This is a genomic window from Pseudomonas oryzihabitans NBRC 102199, assembly GCF_000730625.1.
GTDB classification, from domain to species: domain Bacteria; phylum Pseudomonadota; class Gammaproteobacteria; order Pseudomonadales; family Pseudomonadaceae; genus Chryseomonas; species Chryseomonas oryzihabitans.
Genome location: NZ_BBIT01000008.1, coordinates 37,119 through 58,267, shown reverse-complemented (window position 1 = coordinate 58,267; position 21,149 = coordinate 37,119). Strand labels below are relative to the sequence as shown.

Annotated in this window: 16 protein-coding genes; 10 read left to right on the top strand and 6 right to left on the bottom strand. The window is 67.7% G+C overall.

Annotated features, from left to right (window positions below):
* Nucleotides 1-34: 34 nt before the first annotated feature.
* Nucleotides 35-3,064, bottom strand: a complete 3,030-nt coding sequence (gene ydiJ / locus POR01S_RS10355; RefSeq protein ID WP_042135658.1) for a D-2-hydroxyglutarate dehydrogenase YdiJ — start codon at nucleotides 3,062-3,064, stop codon at nucleotides 35-37.
* A gap of 151 nt (nucleotides 3,065-3,215) precedes the next feature.
* On the opposite strand from ydiJ, the gene POR01S_RS10350 reads away from it, so the two are divergent.
* Together POR01S_RS10350 and POR01S_RS10345 are read left to right on the top strand one after the other, a co-directional pair.
* Nucleotides 3,216-4,121, top strand: coding sequence for a LysR substrate-binding domain-containing protein (locus POR01S_RS10350; protein ID WP_027596841.1), 906 nt, complete (start codon nucleotides 3,216-3,218; stop codon nucleotides 4,119-4,121).
* Entirely contained in the window at nucleotides 4,118-4,825 is a 708-nt protein-coding gene (locus tag POR01S_RS10345) for a GntR family transcriptional regulator (RefSeq protein WP_027596840.1), read from the top strand. The genes POR01S_RS10350 and POR01S_RS10345 overlap by 4 nt, the downstream gene beginning before the upstream one ends.
* 63 nt (nucleotides 4,826-4,888) lie before the next feature.
* Here the strand turns inward: POR01S_RS10345 and POR01S_RS10340 are convergent, their stop codons facing one another.
* Nucleotides 4,889-5,842, bottom strand: coding sequence for a PDR/VanB family oxidoreductase (locus POR01S_RS10340; RefSeq protein WP_042135651.1), 954 nt, complete (start codon nucleotides 5,840-5,842; stop codon nucleotides 4,889-4,891).
* 10 nt (nucleotides 5,843-5,852) lie between these two features.
* On the bottom strand, nucleotides 5,853-6,911 hold the full coding sequence (locus tag POR01S_RS10335) for an aromatic ring-hydroxylating dioxygenase subunit alpha (RefSeq protein WP_042135649.1): 1,059 nt from the start codon (nucleotides 6,909-6,911) through the stop codon (nucleotides 5,853-5,855).
* A 377-nt stretch (nucleotides 6,912-7,288) separates the two neighbouring features.
* Between POR01S_RS10335 and POR01S_RS10330 the strand changes: the two genes are divergently transcribed.
* The 4 genes from POR01S_RS10330 (at nucleotide 7,289) to POR01S_RS10315 (ending at nucleotide 13,001) form a co-directional block, all read left to right on the top strand.
* The gene (locus POR01S_RS10330; RefSeq protein ID WP_042135647.1) at nucleotides 7,289-8,632 is read left to right on the top strand and encodes an MFS transporter; all 1,344 of its coding nucleotides are present in this window, start codon (nucleotides 7,289-7,291) and stop codon (nucleotides 8,630-8,632) included.
* A gap of 106 nt (nucleotides 8,633-8,738) precedes the next feature.
* A complete protein-coding gene (locus POR01S_RS10325; protein ID WP_042135645.1) occupies nucleotides 8,739-9,569 on the top strand; it encodes a p-hydroxycinnamoyl CoA hydratase/lyase in 831 nt (276 codons plus the stop codon).
* Nucleotides 9,570-9,608: 39 nt separating this feature from the next.
* Nucleotides 9,609-11,057, top strand: a complete 1,449-nt coding sequence (locus tag POR01S_RS10320; protein WP_042135642.1) for an aldehyde dehydrogenase — start codon at nucleotides 9,609-9,611, stop codon at nucleotides 11,055-11,057.
* Nucleotides 11,058-11,132: 75 nt separating this feature from the next.
* Nucleotides 11,133-13,001 (top strand): feruloyl-CoA synthase, encoded by a 1,869-nt coding sequence (locus POR01S_RS10315; RefSeq protein WP_042135637.1) that lies wholly within the window; start codon nucleotides 11,133-11,135, stop codon nucleotides 12,999-13,001.
* A 446-nt stretch (nucleotides 13,002-13,447) separates the two neighbouring features.
* On the opposite strand, the gene POR01S_RS10310 is transcribed toward POR01S_RS10315, so the two are convergent.
* Complete coding sequence (locus POR01S_RS10310; RefSeq protein ID WP_037007228.1) at nucleotides 13,448-14,182, bottom strand: IclR family transcriptional regulator; 735 nt, start codon at nucleotides 14,180-14,182, stop codon at nucleotides 13,448-13,450.
* Between the two features lie 764 nt (nucleotides 14,183-14,946).
* On the opposite strand from POR01S_RS10310, the gene POR01S_RS10305 reads away from it, so the two are divergent.
* The 3 genes from POR01S_RS10305 to POR01S_RS10295 are packed head-to-tail and all read left to right on the top strand — an operon-like array spanning nucleotide 14,947 to nucleotide 17,857.
* Nucleotides 14,947-15,900 carry a tripartite tricarboxylate transporter substrate binding protein gene (locus POR01S_RS10305; protein WP_042135634.1) on the top strand — a complete coding sequence of 318 codons (954 nt, stop codon included), beginning with the start codon at nucleotides 14,947-14,949 and terminating at the stop codon, nucleotides 15,898-15,900.
* On the top strand, nucleotides 15,888-16,349 hold the full coding sequence (locus POR01S_RS10300) for a tripartite tricarboxylate transporter TctB family protein (protein WP_027596833.1): 462 nt from the start codon (nucleotides 15,888-15,890) through the stop codon (nucleotides 16,347-16,349). Before POR01S_RS10305 ends, POR01S_RS10300 begins: the two co-directional genes overlap by 13 nt.
* The gene (locus POR01S_RS10295) at nucleotides 16,349-17,857 is read left to right on the top strand and encodes a tripartite tricarboxylate transporter permease (RefSeq protein ID WP_042135632.1); all 1,509 of its coding nucleotides are present in this window, start codon (nucleotides 16,349-16,351) and stop codon (nucleotides 17,855-17,857) included. Before POR01S_RS10300 ends, POR01S_RS10295 begins: the two co-directional genes overlap by 1 nt.
* A gap of 44 nt (nucleotides 17,858-17,901) precedes the next feature.
* Here the strand turns inward: POR01S_RS10295 and POR01S_RS10290 are convergent, their stop codons facing one another.
* On the bottom strand, nucleotides 17,902-18,768 hold the full coding sequence (locus tag POR01S_RS10290) for a LysR family transcriptional regulator (RefSeq protein ID WP_042135630.1): 867 nt from the start codon (nucleotides 18,766-18,768) through the stop codon (nucleotides 17,902-17,904).
* 120 nt (nucleotides 18,769-18,888) lie between these two features.
* Between POR01S_RS10290 and POR01S_RS10285 the strand changes: the two genes are divergently transcribed.
* The gene (locus POR01S_RS10285; RefSeq protein WP_255211823.1) at nucleotides 18,889-20,091 is read left to right on the top strand and encodes an alpha-hydroxy acid oxidase; all 1,203 of its coding nucleotides are present in this window, start codon (nucleotides 18,889-18,891) and stop codon (nucleotides 20,089-20,091) included.
* Here POR01S_RS10285 and POR01S_RS10280 read toward each other — a convergent pair.
* Complete coding sequence (locus POR01S_RS10280) at nucleotides 20,075-21,142, bottom strand: amidohydrolase family protein (RefSeq protein ID WP_042135627.1); 1,068 nt, start codon at nucleotides 21,140-21,142, stop codon at nucleotides 20,075-20,077. The genes POR01S_RS10285 and POR01S_RS10280 overlap by 17 nt on opposite strands.
* Between the last annotated feature and the right edge of the window lie 7 nt (nucleotides 21,143-21,149).

The window sequence follows — 21,149 nt, the reverse complement described above, 5'->3', positions numbered from 1 at the left end:
CCCATGGCCGCGATCAGGGATAGGGCAGGAGCGTTCAGCCCCGCACCGCATCCAGCACCGCTTCCAGCGGATGGCGCAGGCGGCGGTCATCGATGCGCTTGACCTGGCTGCGGCAGGAATAGCCGGTGGCCAGGGCTTCGCCCTGGTCCGCCGGGACGGCTACGGCGCGGGCCCAGGACTGGTCGTAGATCACCTTGGAGGTCGCCAGGTTGCGTGCCTCGTGGCCGTAGGTGCCGGACATGCCGCAGCAGCCGGTGCTTTCCGGCTTGAGGCCCAGACCTAGGCGTTCGAACACCTGCTGCCACTGGCTGACGCTGGCCGGGGCGTTGGTCTTCTCGGTGCAATGGCCGAGCAGGCGATAGACCTTGTCGCCGACCACCTTCTGCTCTTTCGGCAGCACATGCAGCAGCCATTCCTGGGGCAGCAGGACCTCGGGCATCTGGGCAATGCCGGGGACCTTGGGGTATTCCTGGCGATAGACCAGGGTCATGGCCGGATCGAGGCCGACCAACTTGACGCCGAAGCCGGCCAGGCTGGCGAGCTGGGCGGCGTTGCGCCGTGCGGTGCGCTCGAAGGCGCCGAGAAAACCCTGTACCTGCAGCGGCTTGCCGTTGGCGCGATAGGGCGCGAGGAACACCCGCTGGCCCAGCCGGGCCGCCAGTTCGAGGAAGGCGGCGGTGAGCGGCGTCTCGAAGTAGCGGGTGAAGGCATCCTGTACCACCACTACGGTCCTGGCGCGCTCGTCCTCGCTCAGCGCCAGCAACCGCTCCGGCGTGGCGATCTGGACCTGCCACTGATGCATGACCGGCACCAGGTCGAAGCGGCTGAGCAGGGGGCTGTCGACCATGCCGATGCGCTCGGCGAACAGCCGCTGGATCGGCGTCGCACCCATCACCGCGTTGTAGAGGCCCGGGGCGCGGGCGAACAGCGGCAGGCTGAATTCCAGGGAGCCGATCAGGTAGTCGCGGACGGGGCGCAGATAGCGACGGTGATAGAGTTCGAGAAAGCGCGAGCGGAATTCCGGCACATTGACCTTGATCGGGCACTGGCCCGCGCAGGACTTGCACGCCAGGCAGCCGGCCATGGCGTCATAGACCTCGTGGGAGAAATCCGCCTCGGCCTGGCGGCCATTGCGCCAGCGCTGCGGCAGGGCCTTGAGCCAGTTCAGCGCACCGCGCGGCGCCGGGGCCAGGACATCGATGCCGGCCTGGCCCTGCAGGCGCAGCCATTCGCGGATCAGGGCGGCGCGGCCCTTGGGCGAATGGATGCGCTGGCGGGTGGCCTTCCAGGACGGGCACATGGCGTCGTCGGGATCGTAGTTGTAGCAGGCGCCGTTGCCGTTGCAGTGCATGGCGGTGCCGTAGCTCTGCCAGACGCGCTCGTCGAGGGTGCGGTCCAGTTCGCCGCGGAGGGTCACGCCATCGACCTTGAGCAACTCGGCGCCGCTGGCGAGCGGGGTGGCGATCTTGCCCGGATTGAGCTGGTTGTGCGGATCGAAGGCGCCCTTGAGCGCCTGCAGGGCCGGGTAGAGGTCACCGAAGAAGGCCGGCGCGTATTCCGAGCGCACGCCCTTGCCGTGTTCGCCCCAGAGCAGGCCGCCGTATTTCTGCGTCAGGGCGGCCACCTGGTCGGAGATCGGCCGGACCAGCGCCGCCTGGCGCGGGTCCTTGAGATCCAGCGCCGGACGCACGTGCAGCACCCCGGCGTCGACGTGGCCGAACATGCCGTATTGCAGGTTGTGGCCGTCGAGCAGGGCGCGGAATTCGGCGATGAAGTCGGCCAGCCGCTCGGGCGGTACCGCGGTGTCTTCGACGAAGGGCTGCGGGCGGATCTCGCCCTGGACGTTGCCGAGCAGGCCCACCGCGCGCTTGCGCATGGTGTAGACCCGGGTCACGGCATTGCGGCCGACGGCCAGGGTGTGGCCGAGGCGCTCGACGGTAGGGTCCTGGCGCAGGTGCTCGAGGAAGCCCTGGACGCGGGCATCCACTTCCTCGGGATCGTCGCCGCTGAATTCCACCAGGTTGATGCCCAGGGTGGGACGCGCGACGTCCTCGGGGAAATACTCCGCCACGCTGTGCCAGACGATGTCCTGCATGGCCAGCAGGAGCACCTTGGAATCCACCGTCTCGATGGATAGCGGCTTGAGTTCGATCAGGGCGCGGGCGTCGCGCAGGGCATCCATGAAGCTGGCGTAGCGAACGTTGACCAGCACCGAATACTTGGGAATCGGCAAGACGTTGAGTTTGGCCTCGGCGATAAAGGCCAGGGAGCCCTCGGCGCCGCAGAGCACGCTGTTGAGGTTGAAGCGGCCATCCGCCTCGATCAGGTGCGCCAGGTCGTAGCCGGTCAGGCAGCGATTGAGCTTGGGAAAGCGCGCCTCGATCAGGTCGGCCTGCTGCTCGGCAATGTCCCGCGCGCAGCGATAGACGGCGCCGGTGCGGTCGTCGCGAGCGCAGAGGGCGTCCAGCTCGGCGTTGTCCACCGGGCGACTCTGCAGGCGCTCGCCGCCGATCAGGTAGGCATCCAGCTCCAGCACGTGGTTGCGGGTCTTGCCGTAGGTCACGCTGCCCTGGCCGCTGGCATCGGTGTTGATCATGCCGCCGATGGTGGCGCGGTTGGAGGTGGACAGCTCCGGGGCGAAGAACAGGCCGTGGGGCCGGAGCGCGGCGTTGAGCTGGTCCTTGACCACGCCTGCTTGCACCCGCACCCAGCCCTCCGCGGCGTTGATCTCGAAAATCTGGTTCAGGTGGCGGGAGAGGTCGACCACGATGCCATCGGTGAGGGACTGGCCGTTGGTACCGGTGCCGCCGCCACGCGGGGTCAGGACCACGCCCTGGAAGCGCGACTCGCCCATCAGCCGGGCCAGGCGCTGGACGTCGGCGCTGTCCTTGGGAAAGACCGCCGCCTGGGGCAGGCGCTGGTAGATGGAGTTGTCGGTGGCCATGACCGTGCGGCTGGCATGATCCAGCGCGATCTCGCCCTGGAAGCCGCTGGCGGCCAGGGTGGTCAGGAAGTCGGTGTAGGCGGCGGCGAGGGGCGCCGGGGCCGGCAGGCGGGCGATCATGTTCATCAGGCGGGCTCTCTGGCGGCGGACGGCCGTCTCCTTCAGCGAGCGAAGGAATGGCGTCGACCTTTTCTGGCTATAGTAGGCATTCTCACCACAGCGCGGCGGCGCCACAACCGAAGATTCCGCCGCCTATGCCGGAAGATCCTGAATGAATCACCGTCGCCTGACGCCCTCCATGTCGCTGCTGCTGGCCTTCGAGGCGGCGGCGCGCCATGAGAGCTATACCCGGGCGGCCGAGGAGCTGTCGCTGACCCAGAGCGCCGTCGGTCGCCAGGTGCAGGCCCTGGAACAGTTGCTGGGATTGACGCTGTTTCGCCGCGAGGGGCGGCAGATCGTCCTTACCGATGTCGGTCGCGCCTACAGTCGCGAGCTGGGCCTGGCCCTGGGGCAGATTCGCAGCGCCACCCTGCAGGCCATGGCCTTCGCCTCCGGCCAGGGCACCCTGCGCCTGGCGGTGCTGCCGACCTTTGGTTCCAAGTGGCTGCTGCCGCGCCTGGGCGACTTCTATGCCGCCCACCCCGGCATGCTGGTGCACCTGCATTCGCGCATCCAGGCGGTGGATTTCGCCGCCAGCGAGATCGACGCCGCCATCAGCGTCGGCAGCGGCGACTGGCCGGGGCTCCGTGCCCATCCGCTGCAAGCCGAGCACCTGGTGGTGATCGCCAGCCCGGCGACCCTGGCGGAATTGCCGGACGCCACGCCTGCCACCCTGGCCGACCAGCTGCTGCTGGGCGTGGCCAACAATCCCCAGGCCTGGGGCGAATGGTTCCGGCATCACGAGCTGCCGCATCGGGCGATGCGGCCGGGGCCGAGTTTCGAACTGACCTCGCACTTGATCCAGGCGGTACGCGCCGGCATTGGCATCGGCCTGGTGCCGCGGGTACTGGTGGAAGACGAACTGGCCCAGGGCGAGTTGCTGGCCTGTGGGCCGGCGCTGGTCAGTCGCCGCAGCTATTACCTGGTCTATCCGCCGCGCAACGAGGGGCTGCCGTCGCTGCAGGCCTTTCGGCAGTGGCTGCTGGCCGAGATCAATGAAGGAGAAGGACAGCCATGAGCAAGCCGGGACAGCGGGTACTGGCCGCTCTGCGGCAGATGATCCTGTCCGGCGAACTGGGCGCGGGTGAGCGCCTGGCGGAGATTCCCACCGCCGAACGCTTCGCCGTGTCGCGCATGCCGGTGCGCCTGGCCCTGCGCACCCTGGCCGAGGAAGGCCTGCTGGAGCGCAGCGGTGCCCGCGGCTATCAGGTGCGGGCGCTGACCGGTGCCGATCTGGAGGGTGCCGTGGAGGTGCGCGGGGTGCTGGAGGGCCTGGCCGCGCGCCAGGCCGCCGAGCGTGGCCTGGACGCGCCGACGCGCGCCCGGCTGGAAGACTGCCTGCGCCGGGGCGATCTGCTGTTCGCCAAGGGGCATGTGCTGCTGGAGGATCTGGAGGAGTACCACGATCTCAACCGGGCCTTCCACCAGGCCATCGTCGCGGCGAGCGGCAATCCGGCCATCGGCCTGGCCCTGGGCCGCCACGAGCATCTGCCCTTCGCCTCGGTGAGCGCCCTGGCGGTGGATGCCGACAATCTCGAGCGCGAATACCGCCGCTTCAACTTCGCCCATCTGCAGCACCATGCGGTCTTCGATGCCCTGGTGCGCGGCCAGGGCGCCCGTGCCGAGGGCATCATGCGCGAGCACGCCCAGGCGACCCTGGGCTATGCACGCTGGTTTGGTGGGGAAGAGGGGGAGGCGGGGGCGGTGCGGGTGTTGGTGTAGGCCGGTTCCCTCACCCCGGCCCTCTCCCAGGGGGAGAGGGGGAGGCTAGGAGGGCTCGGGTCGTCAGAGATCCAGCACCAGCCGCTCGCCCTTGGCGCGGGAGCAGCAGGGGGTGAAGCGGTCGTTGGCGGCGTGCTCGGCCGCGGAGAGAAAGAGGTCGCGGTGCTCGGGTTCGCCGTCAAGCACCGGGGTCAGGCAGGTGCCGCAGAGGCCCTGACCACAGGACACCGGCAGGACGACCCCCATATCGGCCAGGACCTCGACCACGCTGCGCTCGGCCGGTACCTGCACACGGCGCCCGCTGCGCGCCAGCTCCACCTCGAAGGGCCGCTGCTCGCCCTGGGCGGCGGGATCGGCGGCGAAGAATTCGCGATGGATCTGCCCGGGTTGCCAGCCCTGGGCCTGGGCGGCGTCCACCACCGCGGCCATGAAGCCGGCCGGACCGCAGACATAGAGATGGTCGTCCGGCGCCGCCGGGCCGAGCAGGTGCTGGAAGTTGGGTCTCAGCGCCGGATCGTGCTGGTCGAAATGCACCCTGACCTGCTCGGCATAGGGCCGCGCCTTGAGCCAGGGGATGAAGGCCGCGTGTTCGCGGTCGCGCACCAGGTAGCGCAGGGTGAAACGCGCGCCCTGCCGATAGAGCTGTTCGGCCATGGCCAGGAGGGGGGTGATGCCGATGCCGCCGGCCAGCAGCTGGGTGCGGCGCGCGCTCGGCACCAGGGCGAACAGATTGCGTGGCTCGCTGACCTGCAGCCGATCGCCCACTTGCAGGCGATGCATGGCCTGGGAGCCGCCGCGGGAGTCGGGGACGAGCAGCACGGCGATGCGATAGCGGGTCGGGGCGGGTTCGGGCGTGGCGCACAGCGAATAGTGGCGCAGCAGGCCGTCGCCCAGGGCGATCTCCAGATGGGCGCCGGCGGCGAAGCCGGGCAGGGGGCCGCCGTCGGCGCGGGCCAGGTCGAAGGCCAGGATGGTGGGCGCCTCGCGCTGCACGGCGGTGACGATCAGGTCGAGCATGGGAGGTCTCCTAGGCGATCTGCCGGACCGGGATGCCGGTGGCGGCCTGTTCGGCGGCCAGCAGGCGGTCGATGATCTGCCGCGACTGCACGCCGCCGGCATCGATGTTGAGCTTGAGCAGGCCGCGCTCGGGATAGCGCAGGAGGTTCTGCTGCTGGCGTTCGAGCATCTCCAGGTCTTCGCCGAAGATCTTGCCCTGGCCCTCGCGGATGCTGGCGGTGAGCTCGGCATCGTCCGGCTTGAAGTTGCGCGCCATGCCCCAGAAGTACCAGATGGAGGTCTCGGTCTCGGGGGTGATGAAGTCCACCACCACGCTGGCGGCCTTGACCGCCGCCGGGGCGTCGTAGCCGCCATGGCCGGCATGGGCCACGCCTACCTCGATCATGACGTGGCTGGGCGGGGTGAAGCGGCAGATCTGCCAGCGATCCACCGGGACGTCATCGGCCAGGCCGTTGCCGCGCAGGGCCATGCGCCAGAAGGGCGGGGCGGCGATGTTTTCCATGTGCCGGCTGGTGATGACCTCGTCGCCTTCGACGCGGGTGGCCGGCGGCGCCTCGTCGATCTCCTTCTGGCCGATGCTGGAGGCGTGGACATAGGTCTCGTGGGTGAGATCCATGAGATTGTCGATCATCAGCCGGTAGTCGCACTGGATGTGATAGAGGCCGCCACCATAGGCCCAGTCCGGGCTCTCGGCCCATTCCAGGCGGGGGATCAGCGCGGGATCGGCCTTGGCCTGGTCGCCCGGCCAGACCCAGACGAAGCCGTGCCGCTCGACGGCGGCATAGGGACGTACCGCGGGAAAGACGCCGACCCGCTGCCCCGGCATGCCCAGGGTCTTGCCGCCGCAGCCCATCTCCAGGCCGTGATAGCCGCAGACCAGGGTGCCGTCGCGGACGAAGCCCAGGGACAGCGGCGCGCCGCGGTGCGGACAGAAGTCTTCCAGGGCCACCACCTGGCCGTTGGCATCGCGATAGAAGACCAGGGGTTCGCCGCAGATCTGGCGGCCTAGGGGTTTGTCCTGCACTTCGTCGGGGGTGCAGGCGACGTACCAGGCGTTCTTCGGGTACATGAATGGGACCTCTTGTTGTTGTCTATTGGATCCAATAATCGATTGAGGTCTTTAGGGGTGTCAATGCGGCTGCCAGGTCGTCGAGCGCGATTGCTGCTCGATAATCGCCCGCTAATTGGTCAAAGATAAGGGTTCTTGTAGGACGGAATAGCCTTGATCGGCCAGCGCTTTCCGGGCAGGACAGAGGTGGCGCCTGGATTCGATTGGGCAGCGGTATCTTGTGGATTGGATCCATATTTGCCAGCGTTAGCGGGCTGAGATTCCAACAACAAGAACCCAAGGATGCTCGCCATGTCAGTACGCCTCGCTCTCTTTCCGTCCAATCCCGGGCGCGTCCCGCGCGGTCGCCGTCACCTGTTCGTTGCGCGAGGTGGGCTATGACCGATCTGCGCGAGATCGTCGACCGGGGGCCTATGCGCGGCTTCCAGTACCTGGCCGTGCTGGTGTGCATCCTGCTCAACATGATCGATGGCTTCGATGTGCTGGTGATGGCCTTTACCGCGGCCTCGGTTTCCCGCGAGTGGGGACTCTCCGGCGCTCAGGTCGGGCTGCTGCTCAGCGCCGGCCTGGTCGGCATGGCGGCCGGTTCGCTGCTGCTGGCGCCGCTGGCCGATCGCTGGGGGCGCCGCCGGCTGATCCTGGTCTGCCTGCTGCTCTCGGGGATCGGCATGCTGCTCTCGGCGCTGGCGGGGTCGCCGCTGCAACTGGCACTGCTGCGCGGCCTTACCGGCTTGGGCGTGGGGGGAGTGCTGGCCAGCAGCAACGTGATCGCCAGCGAATATTCGGCGCGCCGCTGGCGGGGCCTGGCGGTCAGCTTGCAGGGCATGGGCTATGCGCTGGGAGCGACCCTGGGTGGCTTGCTGGCGGTCTGGCTGCTGTCGCACTGGGGCTGGCGCGCGGTCTTCTGCGCGGGTGGCCTCATCACCCTGGGCGCCCTGCCACTGGTGCTCCTTGGTCTGCCGGAATCGCTGGATTTTCTGCTCACGCGGCGGCCGGTCAGCGCCCTGGTGCAGGTCAATCGCCTGGCCCGGCGACTTGGCCAGCCTGAGCTCGCCGCGCTGCCACCGCAGGTGCAAGGCCCCGGCGCCGCCGGCACCGTTGGCCGGCTGCTGGCTCCGGCCTTGCGGCGGACCACCCTGCTGGTGTGGACGCTGTTCTTTCTGGCCATGTTCGGCTTCTACTTCATCATGAGCTGGACGCCCAAGCTGCTGACCACCCTGGGGCTTTCCGAGCAGCAGGGGGTGGCCGGTGGCGTGCTGCTGAGCGTGGGCGGCATCTTTGGCGCCGCCCTGGTGGGTCTGCTGTTCGCTCGCCTGCCGCTGTCCCGGGCGCTGGGCGGCTTCATGCTGACCACCGCGCTGCTGCTGGTGGCCTTCGCCCATATGGGCAGTTCCTACCTGGGCGCCCTGGCCATGGGCCTGCTGATCGGGCTCTTCGCCAATGGCTGCGTCGCCGGACTCTATGCGCTGCCGGCGCTGGCCTATGCCGCCGAAGTGCGCGCCACCGGGGTGGGCTGGGGCATCGGGATTGGTCGCCTGGGCGCCATTCTCTCGCCGGTAGTAGCAGGACTGCTGCTCGATAACGGGTGGCCGCCGCTGCGGCTGTACCTGGTCTTTGCTGGCGTCTTCGTCGCGGCGGGGCTGCTGCTCCTGCTGACCCGCCCCGAAGGACGGCCGGCGTCAGCGGGTTTTAGCGTGTCCGCGGGCAAGGCGCTGGGCTAGCCGCTTTTGCCAGGGTCATCGTTTTGCCAAAAATAGTTAATTGACTTAACTAATTCCCTGGCGTAGCTTCAGTGCCATACCCACCCAACAACAAGAGGCACACGCCATGGGCAGTTACGACGGACGCTGGCAGACGGTCAAAGTGGACATCGAGGACGGTATCGCCTGGGTGACGCTCAATCGTCCGGAAAAACGCAATGCCATGAGCCCCACCCTCAACCGCGAGATGGTCGAGGTGCTGGAAACCCTGGAGCAGGACGCCACTGCCGGCGTGCTGGTGCTGACCGGTGCCGGCGAGGCCTGGACCGCGGGCATGGACCTCAAGGAATACTTCCGCGAGACCGATGCCGGCCCGGAGATCCTGCAGGAAAAGATTCGCCGCGAAGCCTCCCAGTGGCAGTGGAAGCTGTTGCGCATGTACGCCAAGCCGACCATCGCCATGGTCAACGGCTGGTGCTTTGGCGGCGGCTTCAGTCCGCTGGTGGCCTGCGACCTGGCCATCACCGCCAACGAGGCCACCTTCGGCCTGTCCGAGATCAACTGGGGCATCCCGCCGGGCAACCTGGTGAGCAAGGCCCTGGCCGACACCGTGGGCCATCGCACCGCCCTCTACTATGTGATGACCGGCAAGACCTTCAGCGGTCCCGAGGCCGCGGCCATGGGCCTGGTCAACCAGAGCGTGCCGCGCGACCAGTTGCGCGAGGTGACCACCGCCCTGGCCCGCGAGCTGCTGGACAAGAATCCGGTGGTGCTGCGCGCCGCCAAGGTCGGCTTCAAGCGCTGCCGCGAGCTGACCTGGGAGCAGAACGAGGACTACCTCTATGCCAAGCTCGACCAGTCGCGCCTGCAGGATCCGGAAGGCGGTCGCGAGCAGGGCATGAAGCAGTTCCTCGACGACAAGAGCATCAAGCCCGGTCTGCAGACCTACAAGCGCTAGATCGCCACCGCCCCACATACAACAACAAGAGGTAGCGCCATGGTCGAGGTATCCCTGCTCATCGGCGGCGCCAGCCGCCCGGCCGGCGACGGTCGCAGCTATCAGCGTTGCCATCCGGTGACTGGCGCGGTGGTCTCCACGGTGGCCGCCGCCACCCTGGACGATGCCGACGCCGCGGTGGCCGCGGCCCAGGCCGCCTTTCCCGCCTGGGCGGCGTTGCCGCCAGGCGAGCGCCGCCGCCGTTTGCTGGCGGCAGCCGATGGCCTGGCGGCGCGCAGTGGCGAATTCGTCGCCCTGGCCGGGGAGACCGGAGCCATGGCCAACTGGTACGGCTTCAACGTCCACCTGGCCGCCAACATGCTGCGCGAGGCGGCGGCCATGACCACCCAGATCCAGGGCGAAGTCATCCCTTCCGACGTTCCCGGCAGCTTCGCCATGGCCTTGCGCCAGCCCTGTGGCGTGGTGCTGGGTATCGCGCCCTGGAATGCTCCGGTGATCCTGGGGACCCGCGCCCTGGCCATGCCGCTGGCCTGCGGCAATACCGTGGTGCTCAAAGCGTCGGAGCAGAGTCCGGGCGTGCACCGGCTGATCGGCCAGGTGCTGCAGGACGCCGGGCTGGGCGACGGCGTGGTCAACGTCGTCACCAACGCCCCGGAGGATGCCCCGGCCATCGTCGAACGGCTGATCGCCAACCCGGCGGTGCGGCGGGTCAACTTCACCGGCTCCACCCGGGTCGGTCGCATCGTTGGCGAGCTGTCGGCGCGCCATCTGAAGCCCGCCGTGCTGGAACTGGGCGGCAAGGCGCCGCTGCTGGTGCTGGAAGACGCCGACCTGGATGCCGCGGTCGCCGCGGCAGCCTTTGGCGCCTACTTCAACCAGGGGCAGATCTGCATGTCCACCGAGCGCCTGCTGGTCGACAGCCGTATCGCCGACGCCTTCGTCGAGCGCCTGGTGGCCAAGGTGCGCACCCTCAAGGCGGGTGATCCCAGTGCAGCCGACTCGGTGCTGGGCTCGCTGATCGACGCCAGCGCCGGCACCCGCATCAAGGCCATGATCGACGACGCCGTGGGCAAGGGCGCCCGGCTGGTCTGTGGTGGCCAGCTCGACGGCAGCATCCTCCAGCCGACCCTGCTGGATGGCGTCACCGCCGAGATGCAGCTCTATGCCGAGGAATCCTTCGGACCGGTCGCGGTGGTGATCCGTGCCGAGGGCGACGAAGCCCTGCTGCGCCTGGCCAACGACTCCGAATTCGGTCTCTCGTCCGCCATCTTCAGCCGCGACACCGCTCGCGCCCTGGCGCTGGCCCAGCGGGTGGAGAGCGGCATCTGCCATATCAATGGCCCCACGGTGCACGACGAGGCGCAGATGCCCTTCGGCGGCGTCAAGTCCAGTGGCTACGGCAGCTTCGGTTCGCGCGCCTCCATCGACCACTTCACCCAGTTGCGCTGGGTGACGCTGCAGACGGGGCCACGTCACTACCCGATCTAGCGTCCGCAGTCCCTAGCTCCTGTTGCAACAACAATAAGAGGCGCCTCCGGGCGCCAGCCCAGAGGAGAATTCAAGGTGAGTCACGTCACGCAAACCCGCGCGCCCGCCGATCAGCCGCTGCGCTATCGCCCGGTGACCCTGGGCCACCCCGGGGTCACGGTGGAAGAGCGCGGGGGGCTGCTCTACATGGCCTCCCAGGAAGCCCTGACCCCACCGCCGCCGCGGCTGCTGGATCGCCTGCTGCACTGGGCCGAAGTGGCACCGGACCGCACCTTCTTCGCCGCGCGGGACGCCGGCGGCGCCTGGCGCGAATTTTCCTATGGCGAGATGCTGCAGCGAGTGCGCCAGCTGGCCGCCGCGCTGCTGGAGTTCGGCCTCTGCGCCGAGCGTCCGCTGGCGATTCTCTCCGGCAACGACCCCGAGCACCTGCAACTGGCCATGGCGGCGCTCTATGCCGGCATTCCCTTCTGCCCGGTGTCACCCGGCTATGCGCTGCTGTCCCAGGACCACGCCAAGCTGCGCCATGTCTGCGGTCTGCTGCAGCCGGGGCTGGTGTTCGTCAGCGACGGCCCGGCCTTCCAGAAGGCGCTGGATGCCGTACTGCCCGCCGACGTACCGGTGATCGCGACCCGCGGCCAGGTGCAGGGTCGCAGCACCCTGGCCTTCGCGGCGCTGCTCGCCCGCGGCGAACTGGCCGCCGCCGAGCGCGCCTTCGCCGCCACCGGGCCGGACAGCATCGCCAAGTTTCTCTTCACCTCAGGTTCCACCAAGCTGCCCAAGGCGGTGACCACCACCCAGCGCATGCTCTGCGCCAACCAGCAGATGCTGTTGCAGACCTTTCCGGTGTTCGGCGAAGAGCCGCCGGTGCTGGTGGACTGGCTGCCCTGGAACCACACCTTCGGCGGCAGCCACAACCTGGGGATCGTGCTCTACAACGGTGGCACCTTCTACCTGGACGAGGGCAAGCCGACGCCCCAGGGCTTTGGCGAAACCCTGCGCAACCTGCAGGAGGTATCGCCCACCGCCTACCTCACGGTGCCGCGCGGCTGGGAGGAGCTGGCCAATGCGCTGGAGCGCGACGCCAAGTTGCGCGAGCGCTTCTTCGCCCGCATGCGACTGTTCTTCTTTGCCGCGGCGGGGCTGTCGCAAAGCGTCTGGGATCGCCTGGATCGCATCGCCGAGGCCCACTGCGGCGAACGCATCCGCATGATGGCCGGCCTGGGCATGACCGAGGCCTCGCCCAGTTGCACCTTCACCACCGGCCCGCTGTCGGTGGCCGGCTATGTCGGGGTGCCGGCGCCGGGCTGCGAACTCAAGCTGGTACCGGTGGACGGCAAGCTGGAAGGGCGCTTCCGCGGTCCGCACATCATGCCCGGCTACTGGCGCGATGCCGCCCAGACCACCGCCTGCTTCGACGAGGAAGGCTTCTACTGCTCGGGCGATGCGCTCAAGCTGGTCGATCCGGCCAATCCGCAACTGGGCCTGATGTTCGACGGCCGCATCGCCGAGGACTTCAAGCTGTCGTCCGGGGTGTTCGTCAGCGTCGGTCCCCTGCGCAATCGCGCGGTGCTGGAGGGGACGCCGCTGGTGCAGGACGTGGTGGTGGCGGCGCCGGATCGCGAGTGCCTGGGGCTGCTGGTCTTTCCGCGCCTGGCGGACTGCCGGCAACTGGCCGGGCTGGACGATGGGGTCGATGCCGCCACGGTACTGGCCAGCGCCCCGGTGCAGGACTGGTTCGCCGCCTGGCTGGGGCGCCTCAATCGCGAGGCCTCGGGCAACGCCAGCCGCCTGGAATGGATCGCCCTGCAGGAAGAGCCACCATCCGCCGACCGCGGCGAGATCACCGACAAGGGCTCGCTCAACCAGCGCAGCGTCCTGGCCCATCGCGCCGAGCGGCTGGACGCTTGCTACCGGGGAACGGCGCCGCTGTTGATCAGGGCGTAATTCGGCGGCTGGGGTTGCCCTCACCCCAGCCCTCTCCCAGAGGGAGAGGGGGCGTTCAGTGCCACTGCGCGATTTTCGTAGGTTGCGGTTGAGCGTAGCGAAGCCCCACAAGGGGGTGAGTGGCTGACGACATCCCTCATCCTAGCCCTCTCCCAGAGGGAGAGGGGGCGTTCAGTGCCACTGCGCGATTTTCGTAGGTTGCGGTTGAGCGTAGCGAAGCCCCACAAGGGGGTGAGTGGCTGACGACATCCCTCACCCCAGCCCTCTCCCAGAGGGAGAAGGAGCGTTCAGTGCCACTGCGCGACGTTCGTAGGTTGCGGTTGAGCGTAGCGAAGCCCTACAAGGGGGGCTGACGACATCCCTCATCCCAGCCTCTTCCGTGGGAGAGGGGCGTTACGCGAGGGCGGCGGAGACTGGCGCCAGGGGCCGCCGGCCCTTATGGCCGATCACTCATCCTTGCGTGGCTTGCGCTTCGCCTGATCCGTGCCGTACAGGGGCTTGCCGCCCAGGCTGCGGGTGAGTTCATCCGCGGCTTCGCGCAGGACCTCGTACAGGGTCTGGGCGCGTTCCAGGCTGAGGCGATTGGCCGGTCCCGAAATCACCAGAGCACCCAGCAGCTCTTCCTGGGCGTCATAGATGGGCAGGGCGACGGAAGAGGCGTGCGGATCGGTGGCGCCGCAGGAGTAGAAGGGGATGATCCCCGCCTTGGCCACCGCGTAGGGCGTCTGCAGGGCCTGGGCACCGGCCGCCTGGTCCATGGGACGCATGTCGCCGGGTTGGAGGTGCAGACGCAGGCGATGCGGGGAATTCACCCGGTACTGACAGAGTCGGTAGGCGCCGTGTCGTACATAGAAGGAGGCGGTTTCGCCACTCTCTTCGGTGAGCTGATGCAGCCGCGGCATGATGTGGCGGCCGACATCGTGAGAATCCTGATAGACGGCATTGAGGCGCACGACCTCGCTGGCCAGGATGTAGTTGCCATCGGCGAGCCGGGTCACCAGGCCGTATTTTTCCAGGGACACCACCAGGCGCATGATGGTGCTCTTGATCAGACCGGTGCGATTGGCCAGTTCGGCGAGACTCAGGGCGGCATCGCCGATGCGAAAGGCAGTGAGAACGGTCAAGACGCGATCAGCAGAGGCAACGCCGGAAACGCCTGGGCGAGGACGGTTGGTGTTCAAGCGAGTGTTCCTAAAGGGCAGCTATCGCCCCATTATCCGCGAGCGCCCGGTGTGCGCCTAGTGAGTCACTCACACCGGTCAGCTGTCCAGGCGTTGCTATCCGCCTTTATTGATAGCTAGACATTTCAATGGCAATGGCCCACCCGCCCCGAGATGAGCGTCCACCAATGCCCCGATCATGCCGTCAGGGCATTGCTTTGCTTGCGCCGCCGCTCAGATCGCCGCGCTGCGTTCCTTGATCTCCTAACGCAGGAGCCGGTCGTTCTCGAAGTAGTCCACCGGGCAGTCCAGGCTCTCTCCCCCCGGGAATGCCGAAGAGGTATTCCACCCTCGTTTCCAGGCAACGAATGACCAGGCCGGCGGCCCTCATCATGGGTCCTGTATTCCTTTTTGAAGTGGGAAGGGCGTTCCGGGCTGGCGAGTGAAGCTGTGGGAATTCATGAGCGATCCTTTAAAAAAGAAATGTCATTTCAAAGTGTATTTTTTGACGGTTTCAGGAGCTTGGCTCACGCTCACCGTTAAGCCATAAAAGGCTTGATAGGACTTTTTTGGTTACGAATTTTCGGCGGCGTAGCCAATGCCCTGTCTCGTTTACGAAATGGCATTCCATTATCTTGCTTCTACGGGCGCCGGCCGAGAGATCTTCCTTGCGGCCGGAAACGCTATCCCGTGATCAGCCAACGCCGGCAGCGTCGCCCTGGACGCCGCTGCCGCGCGTGACGCCTGGCCACGTCCATTCCAACAAAAACAATCGAGAGCTATCCATGACCAAGACCGCGAGTGCTGTGCTTGCCTCTTTCCTGGCGCTGTCCCTCAGCTCCTTCAGTGCGCAGGCCGCCTGGCCGGAAGACCGGCCGATCGAATTCCTGGTCGCCTATGCCCCCGGTGGCAGCACCGATGTCATGGCGCGCGCGATGCAGCCCTATCTGGAGAAGCGCCTGGGCGCAAAGATCGTCATCGTCAACCGCCCCGGCGCGGCGGGCGAGATCGCCTACACCATGCTGAGCAAGGCGAAACCCGATGGCTACACCTTCGCCTTCATCAATACCCCCGGCTTCCTGAGTACCCGCGTGCAGCGCAAGGTCGGCTACGACCCGGCGAAGATTCGCCCGGTGGCGCGCATCGTCGACGATCCCACGGTGCTGGCGGTGCCCAAGGATTCCTCCTACCAGACCCTGGCCGACTTCACCGCGGCCGCCAAGGCAGCGCCCGGCAAGTTCTCGGTCGGCACCTCCGGCGTCGGGACGGATGACCACCTGATGATGGTGGAGCTGCAGCAGCTGACCGACATCAAGCTCACCCACGTGCCTTTCAGTGGCGCTTCCGAATCCCGCACCGCCCTGATGGGCGGCCATATCAGCGCGGCCGGGCAGAACATCAGCGAGATGAACGCGGACGACGACTTCCGCGTGCTGGCCCAATTCTCTGCCGAGCGCATGCCGCAGCAGCCCAATCTACCCACTGCCAGGGAGCAGGGCGTCGACCTGGTCATGACCTCCGAACGGGGCATCGCCGCCCCGTCCGGGGTGCCCGAGGCCATCGAGCAGCGGATGGCGCAGGCCGTGAAAGAGGTCATCGAGGATCCGGCCTTCGTCAAGCAGGCCGGGGACCTCTCGCTGCCGCTGGCCTATCTGTCCGGCGAGGACTGGGCAGCCCAGATGCCGGCGCAGCTCGCGGGTTACCAGAAGCTGTGGAGCGTCTCGCCATGGGTGCAGTGACACGCGCGGCGCGCGGTAGCCGCCCCGACTTGCTCGCCAGTGCCATCTTCATCGGCCTGGGGGCGCTGGTGCTCTGGTCGTCGAAGGATCTGCCGTTCGGCAGCGCGGCCATGATGGGGCCGGGCTATCTACCGGTATTGGTCGGCTCGCTGGTGATCATCCTCGGCGTCGTCATCGGTCTGCTGGGTCTGTGGCAGCACGCGGAATCCATCGGCGCCGTACAGCTCAGGCCTTTATTGATCCTGTTGGCTTCCGTCGGCGGCTTCGCCCTGGCGGCCGAGTATGCCGGCTTCATCGTCGCGGCGGCCGGGCTGGTGATCTTCGGCAGCATGGCCGACCGCGAGTGGCGGCTGCGCGAGGTGCTGATCTCCAGCGTGGTGCTGACCCTGTTCGGCGTGCTGGTCTTCATCTATGGACTGGATGTCCAAATGCGTGTGGGGCCTTTCTGATGGAGATCTTCGACGCGCTCTACCTGGGCTTCTCCGAAGCCATGAGCCCGACCAACCTGGCGTTCTGCCTGATCGGCGCCCTGCTCGGAACCCTGATCGGCGTGCTGCCCGGCATCGGGCCCACGGCGACGGTGGCGATCCTGCTGCCGATCACCTATTTCCTGCCACCGCTGGCCGCCCTGATCATGCTCGCCGGCATCTTCTACGGTGCGCAATACGGCGGCTCGACCACGGCGATCCTGGTCAATCTGCCGGGCGAGGCCTCGGCGGTGGTCACGGCGCTGGACGGCCATGCCATGGCCAAGCGCGGACGGGCGGGAGCAGCGCTTGCCATCGCCGCCCTGGCGTCCTTCTTCGCCGGGACCGTCGCCACCGTGGCCCTGGCGGTGGCCGGCCCGGTGCTGTCGCGCTTCGCCCTGTCCTTCGGGCCGGCGGAATACGTGGCGCTCACCGTCTTCGGTCTGCTGGCGGCGACCATCCTGGCCAGCGGATCGGTGATCAAGGCGGTCGGCATGGTCTGCCTGGGACTGCTGCTCGGCATGGTGGGCATGGATGTCAGCAGCGGCACCACGCGCCTGACCTTCGGTTCCACCGACCTCTACGACGGCATCGACTTCGTGGTGATCGCCGTGGGCCTGTTCGGCATCGCCGAGATCGCCGTCAACCTCGAATCCCGCGAGGCCCGCGGCACCCTGGCCGGCAAGATCACCCGGCTGTGGCCCACCCGCGAGGACTTCCGCAGGGCCTGGCCGGCTACCCTGAGGGGCACGGCGTTGGGGACCTTCCTCGGCGTCCTGCCGGGCGGCGGTGCGACCCTGAGCGCCTTCAGCGCCTATTCGCTGGAAAAGAAGGTCTCCAAGACACCGGAGCAATTCGGCACCGGGATGGTGGAGGGCGTCGCCGCGCCGGAGTCGGCCAACAACGCCGGCGCCCAGTCGTCCTTCATCCCGCTGCTGACCCTTGGCATTCCGTCCAACTCGATCATGGCCATGATGCTCGGCGCCATGATGATCCATGGCATCACCCCGGGGCCCTCGGTGATCACCAACCAGCCGGCGCTGTTCTGGGGTCTGATCGCCAGCATGTGGATCGGCAACCTGATGCTGCTGGTCATCAACCTGCCGCTCATCGGCGTCTGGGTGCGGCTGCTGCAGGTGCCGTATCGGCTGCTGTTCCCGGCCATCCTGCTGTTCTGCTGCGTCGGGGTCTACAGCGTCAACAACCGCGGCTTCGATGTCGCCCTGGTGATCATCTTCGGGCTGCTGGGCTATCTGTTCCGCAAGGCCAAGTGCGAGCCGGGTCCGCTGCTGCTGGGTTTCGTCCTCGGCCCCTTGCTGGAGACCAACCTGAGACGCGCCCTGCTGATTTCCCAGGGGGATCCGTCCGTGCTCGTCCAGCGGCCGATCAGCGCCACCCTGTTCGCCGCCTCGGCCATCCTGCTGGTGATGATGGTGTTGCCGGCGTTTCGCCGGAAGCGGGAGGAGGCCTTCCAGGAGGAGGAGGCCTGAGCGGGGAGGGGGCGACGGGCTGAGCTCGCCGCCCCCTCGGCGTGCTAGCGGCAGGCGACGTCGAAGGCCTGGGCGATGGTGTCGAGCAAGGCGCTTTCGGAGTCCTGCTTGCGACGCGCCATGGCGAGTTGGCGAGTGGGCGCGGCGGTGCCGAGGGAGACCTCCCTTATCTCATAGGGCCCCAGGTGTTCCGGGCGCAGTCGCGGCAGCACCGAGACGCCCAGACCCAGGCCGACCATGGCGACGATGGCGTCGGCGCTGGGGACATCGAGCAGGGCCTCGCACTGGGGCACCAGGCCATCGACGAAGCGCGCCGCCAGGCGACCGACCACCAGCTTGCGATCCAGCCTGATCCAGGGATAGCGCCGCAGATACGCCTCTGGCTCCAGGGGCGCGAGCTGCGCTGGCACCACCAGTACCAGCGGCTCGCGGAGCAGGTCATGCCAATGCAGCCGGGCCGAGCCGCCGCCTGGTGGTCTGATCAGGATGGCGGCATCCAGGCGATCCGCTTTCAGGGCGGCGATCAATTCGGGCGTATTGTGCCGCTCCAGTTGCAGGGTGATGCCGGGAGCGCGTTGCTGCAGTTCGGCGACCGCCTTGGGGAGCAGGGTGGTCAGGACCGAACCCGTCACCCCGAGACGGACGCGACCGGTCAGCGGCTGGGCGCGCTGATTGCGCAACTTCTCGAGATCGGCCAACGGCCGGGCCATGGTGTCGATCAATTGCCGGGCGAACCCCGTGGCTTGCACCGCCCGACCCGAGCGATCGAACAGTGACTGGCCGAAGTAGGCCTCGAGCTGCTTGATCTGCAGGCTGACAGCGCTGGGGGTCAGGCTCACCGCCTCCGCGGCGGCGGCGAAGGAGCCGCGCTCCACTGCCGCCTGCAAGGTCAGGAAGGCTTCGATCTTCATGAGTTTTTCTCGTCTTTGGATCGACGAAGAATAACTTTTCTTGGCGGGTCGGGCGCCTAAGATGGCCAAAACGACCAGGCCAGCGGCATGAACCAGACGAGCAGACTGCAAGACTATCCCTTGGCGTCCCACACCCTGCCCAAGGGCAGCGGCGGCTACCGGATACCCCGACGCCTGCAGGCGATTCTGTCCCTCGATGACTTCGAGGTGGCCGCTCGCCGCCACCTGCCCACGCCGCTGTTCGCCTACGTCAGCGGTGGCGCGGAAGAGGAAAAGTCGCTGCACGGGAACCGCTCGGGATTCGATCGCTATGCCTGGGTCCCGCGCGTCTTCACCGATACCTCGGCGCGCAGCCTCGAAACGACGCTCCTGGGGCAGCGCTACAGCGCGCCCTTCGGCATCGCGCCCATGGGCATCAGTGCCCTCACCGCCTTCGAGGGTGACCTCATCCAGACCCGGGCGGCCAGGGAGGCCAATATCCCGGCGATCATGAGCGGCTCCTCCCTGCTGCCGATGGAGGCGGTGGTGCAGGAAAATCCGGACGCCTGGTTCCAGGCCTATATGCCGGGCGAAGACGCCAAGATCCTCGCTCTCCTCGAGCGGGTGCAGCGCGCCGGTTTCAAGACGCTGATGGTCACCGCCGACGTACCGGTGTCGGCCAATCGGGAGAATCTGATTCGCGCACGCTTTTCCACGCCGTTGAAGCCGGATCTGCACCTGGCCTGGGAGGGCATCACCCACCCGCGCTGGCTGCTGGGTACCGCCTTGCGCACCCTGCTCCGGCGGGGCATGCCGCACTTCGAGAATTCCGGCGTCGGCCGTGGCGCGCCCATCGTGTCGGCCAATGTGATGCGCGATTTCGGCGCCCGCGATCATTTGAGCTGGCGGCATCTGGCGCTGATCCGCCGCCACTGGCCGGGCACCCTGGTGGTCAAGGGCATCCTCGATCCGGCGGATGCCGTGCGCGCCCGGGAGGTCGGCGTGGAGGGCATCATCGTTTCCAACCACGGCGGACGCCAGCTGGATGGCAGTGTCGCGCCCCTCGCCATCCTGCCGCAGGTGGTCAAGGCGGTCGGTTCGGATTATCCGGTGATGATCGACAGCGGCTTCCGCCGCGGCGGTGACATCCTCATGGCGCTCGCGCTGGGGGCGACCTTCGTCTTCGTCGGTCGACCGATGAACTATGCCGGTGCCGTGGGCGGCCAGCCGGGCATCAAGCATGCGATCGGCATCCTGGCCACCGAACTGTCGCGCAACATGGCGCTGCTGGGGATCCAGAGTCCCGGCGAGGTCCGTCGCGACAGCCTCAGGATCGTGCGGTAACCACGGCCGATCTGCTATTTGATGATAGGCGGTAGGTATCCTTGGCCGTGCCGCTGAACAGCGCTGCTCGGTCATCCTTGTCCCAGCCCTGGGTCAGGCGCTTGAAGGCGTTCCAGAGCACCCCGTAGGAAAACATGCCCTTGTCCACGGGGAAGTTGCTTTCGAACAGGCAGCGCTCGGCGCCAAAGGCTTCCACGCAGGTCAGCACATAGGGCCGCCACAGGTCCGCCAGCTCCGCTGAGCTGGGCGGCGTGGCTCTCTCGTCGAAGGCGAAGCCGCCGACCTTCATGCCCAGGCCACCCAGCTTCAGGCGCAGGTTGCTGCACCTGGCCAGTTCCCGGATGGCCAGGGACCAGGTCTGGAACACCTCCTGGCGTTGGTGCGTATAGGGTCCGGCGCCGAGCGGGCCGCCGAAATGATCGAGGACGATCAACTGGTCGGGGAATCTGCGGGCGAGGGCCAGGACCTCGTCGAGCTGGGTGTGGTACGCCCAGATGTCGAGCGAGAGGTCATGCCGGGCAAGACAGGCCACGCCTTCGTGGAAGCGCTCATCCATGAGGATGCCCGCCGGCGGTGGCCGTGGATTGGACACCAGCCGTGGATCGCCATGCCAGGCAGTGGCGTTGCGGATGCCGCGCAGGCGTCCGCCGCTGCGTGCCTGCATTTCTTCCAGAACCGGGACGATCCCCTCGCCCTGGCGGAGGTCGGCGCCGGCGACGATGGCGGCGCAGAGCCGGCTCTCGCCATAGAGACCGCTGGCGCTCTGGGCCGCTATTCCGGCCGCGAATTCCACTTCCCCCACGGCGTCGAAGGGCGCGGCCCGGTCCGCGCTGTACATCGACCGGCACTGCACATAGACCGAGGCCAGGATGCGATGGCCGCTACCGGTGTCCGCCAGGTACTCGGGCAGCAGGTAGCGCTGGCCGGGTCGGTCCCAGAGGTGGTGATGGGCGTCGATGATGGGCAGCTCGGGCTCCAGGATAGGTTCCTGGACCTGGGCCAGCCAGGCCTCGCGGACCGGGGCGTGGGGGGAAGCCGGAGCCTCAGCCATGGCGACG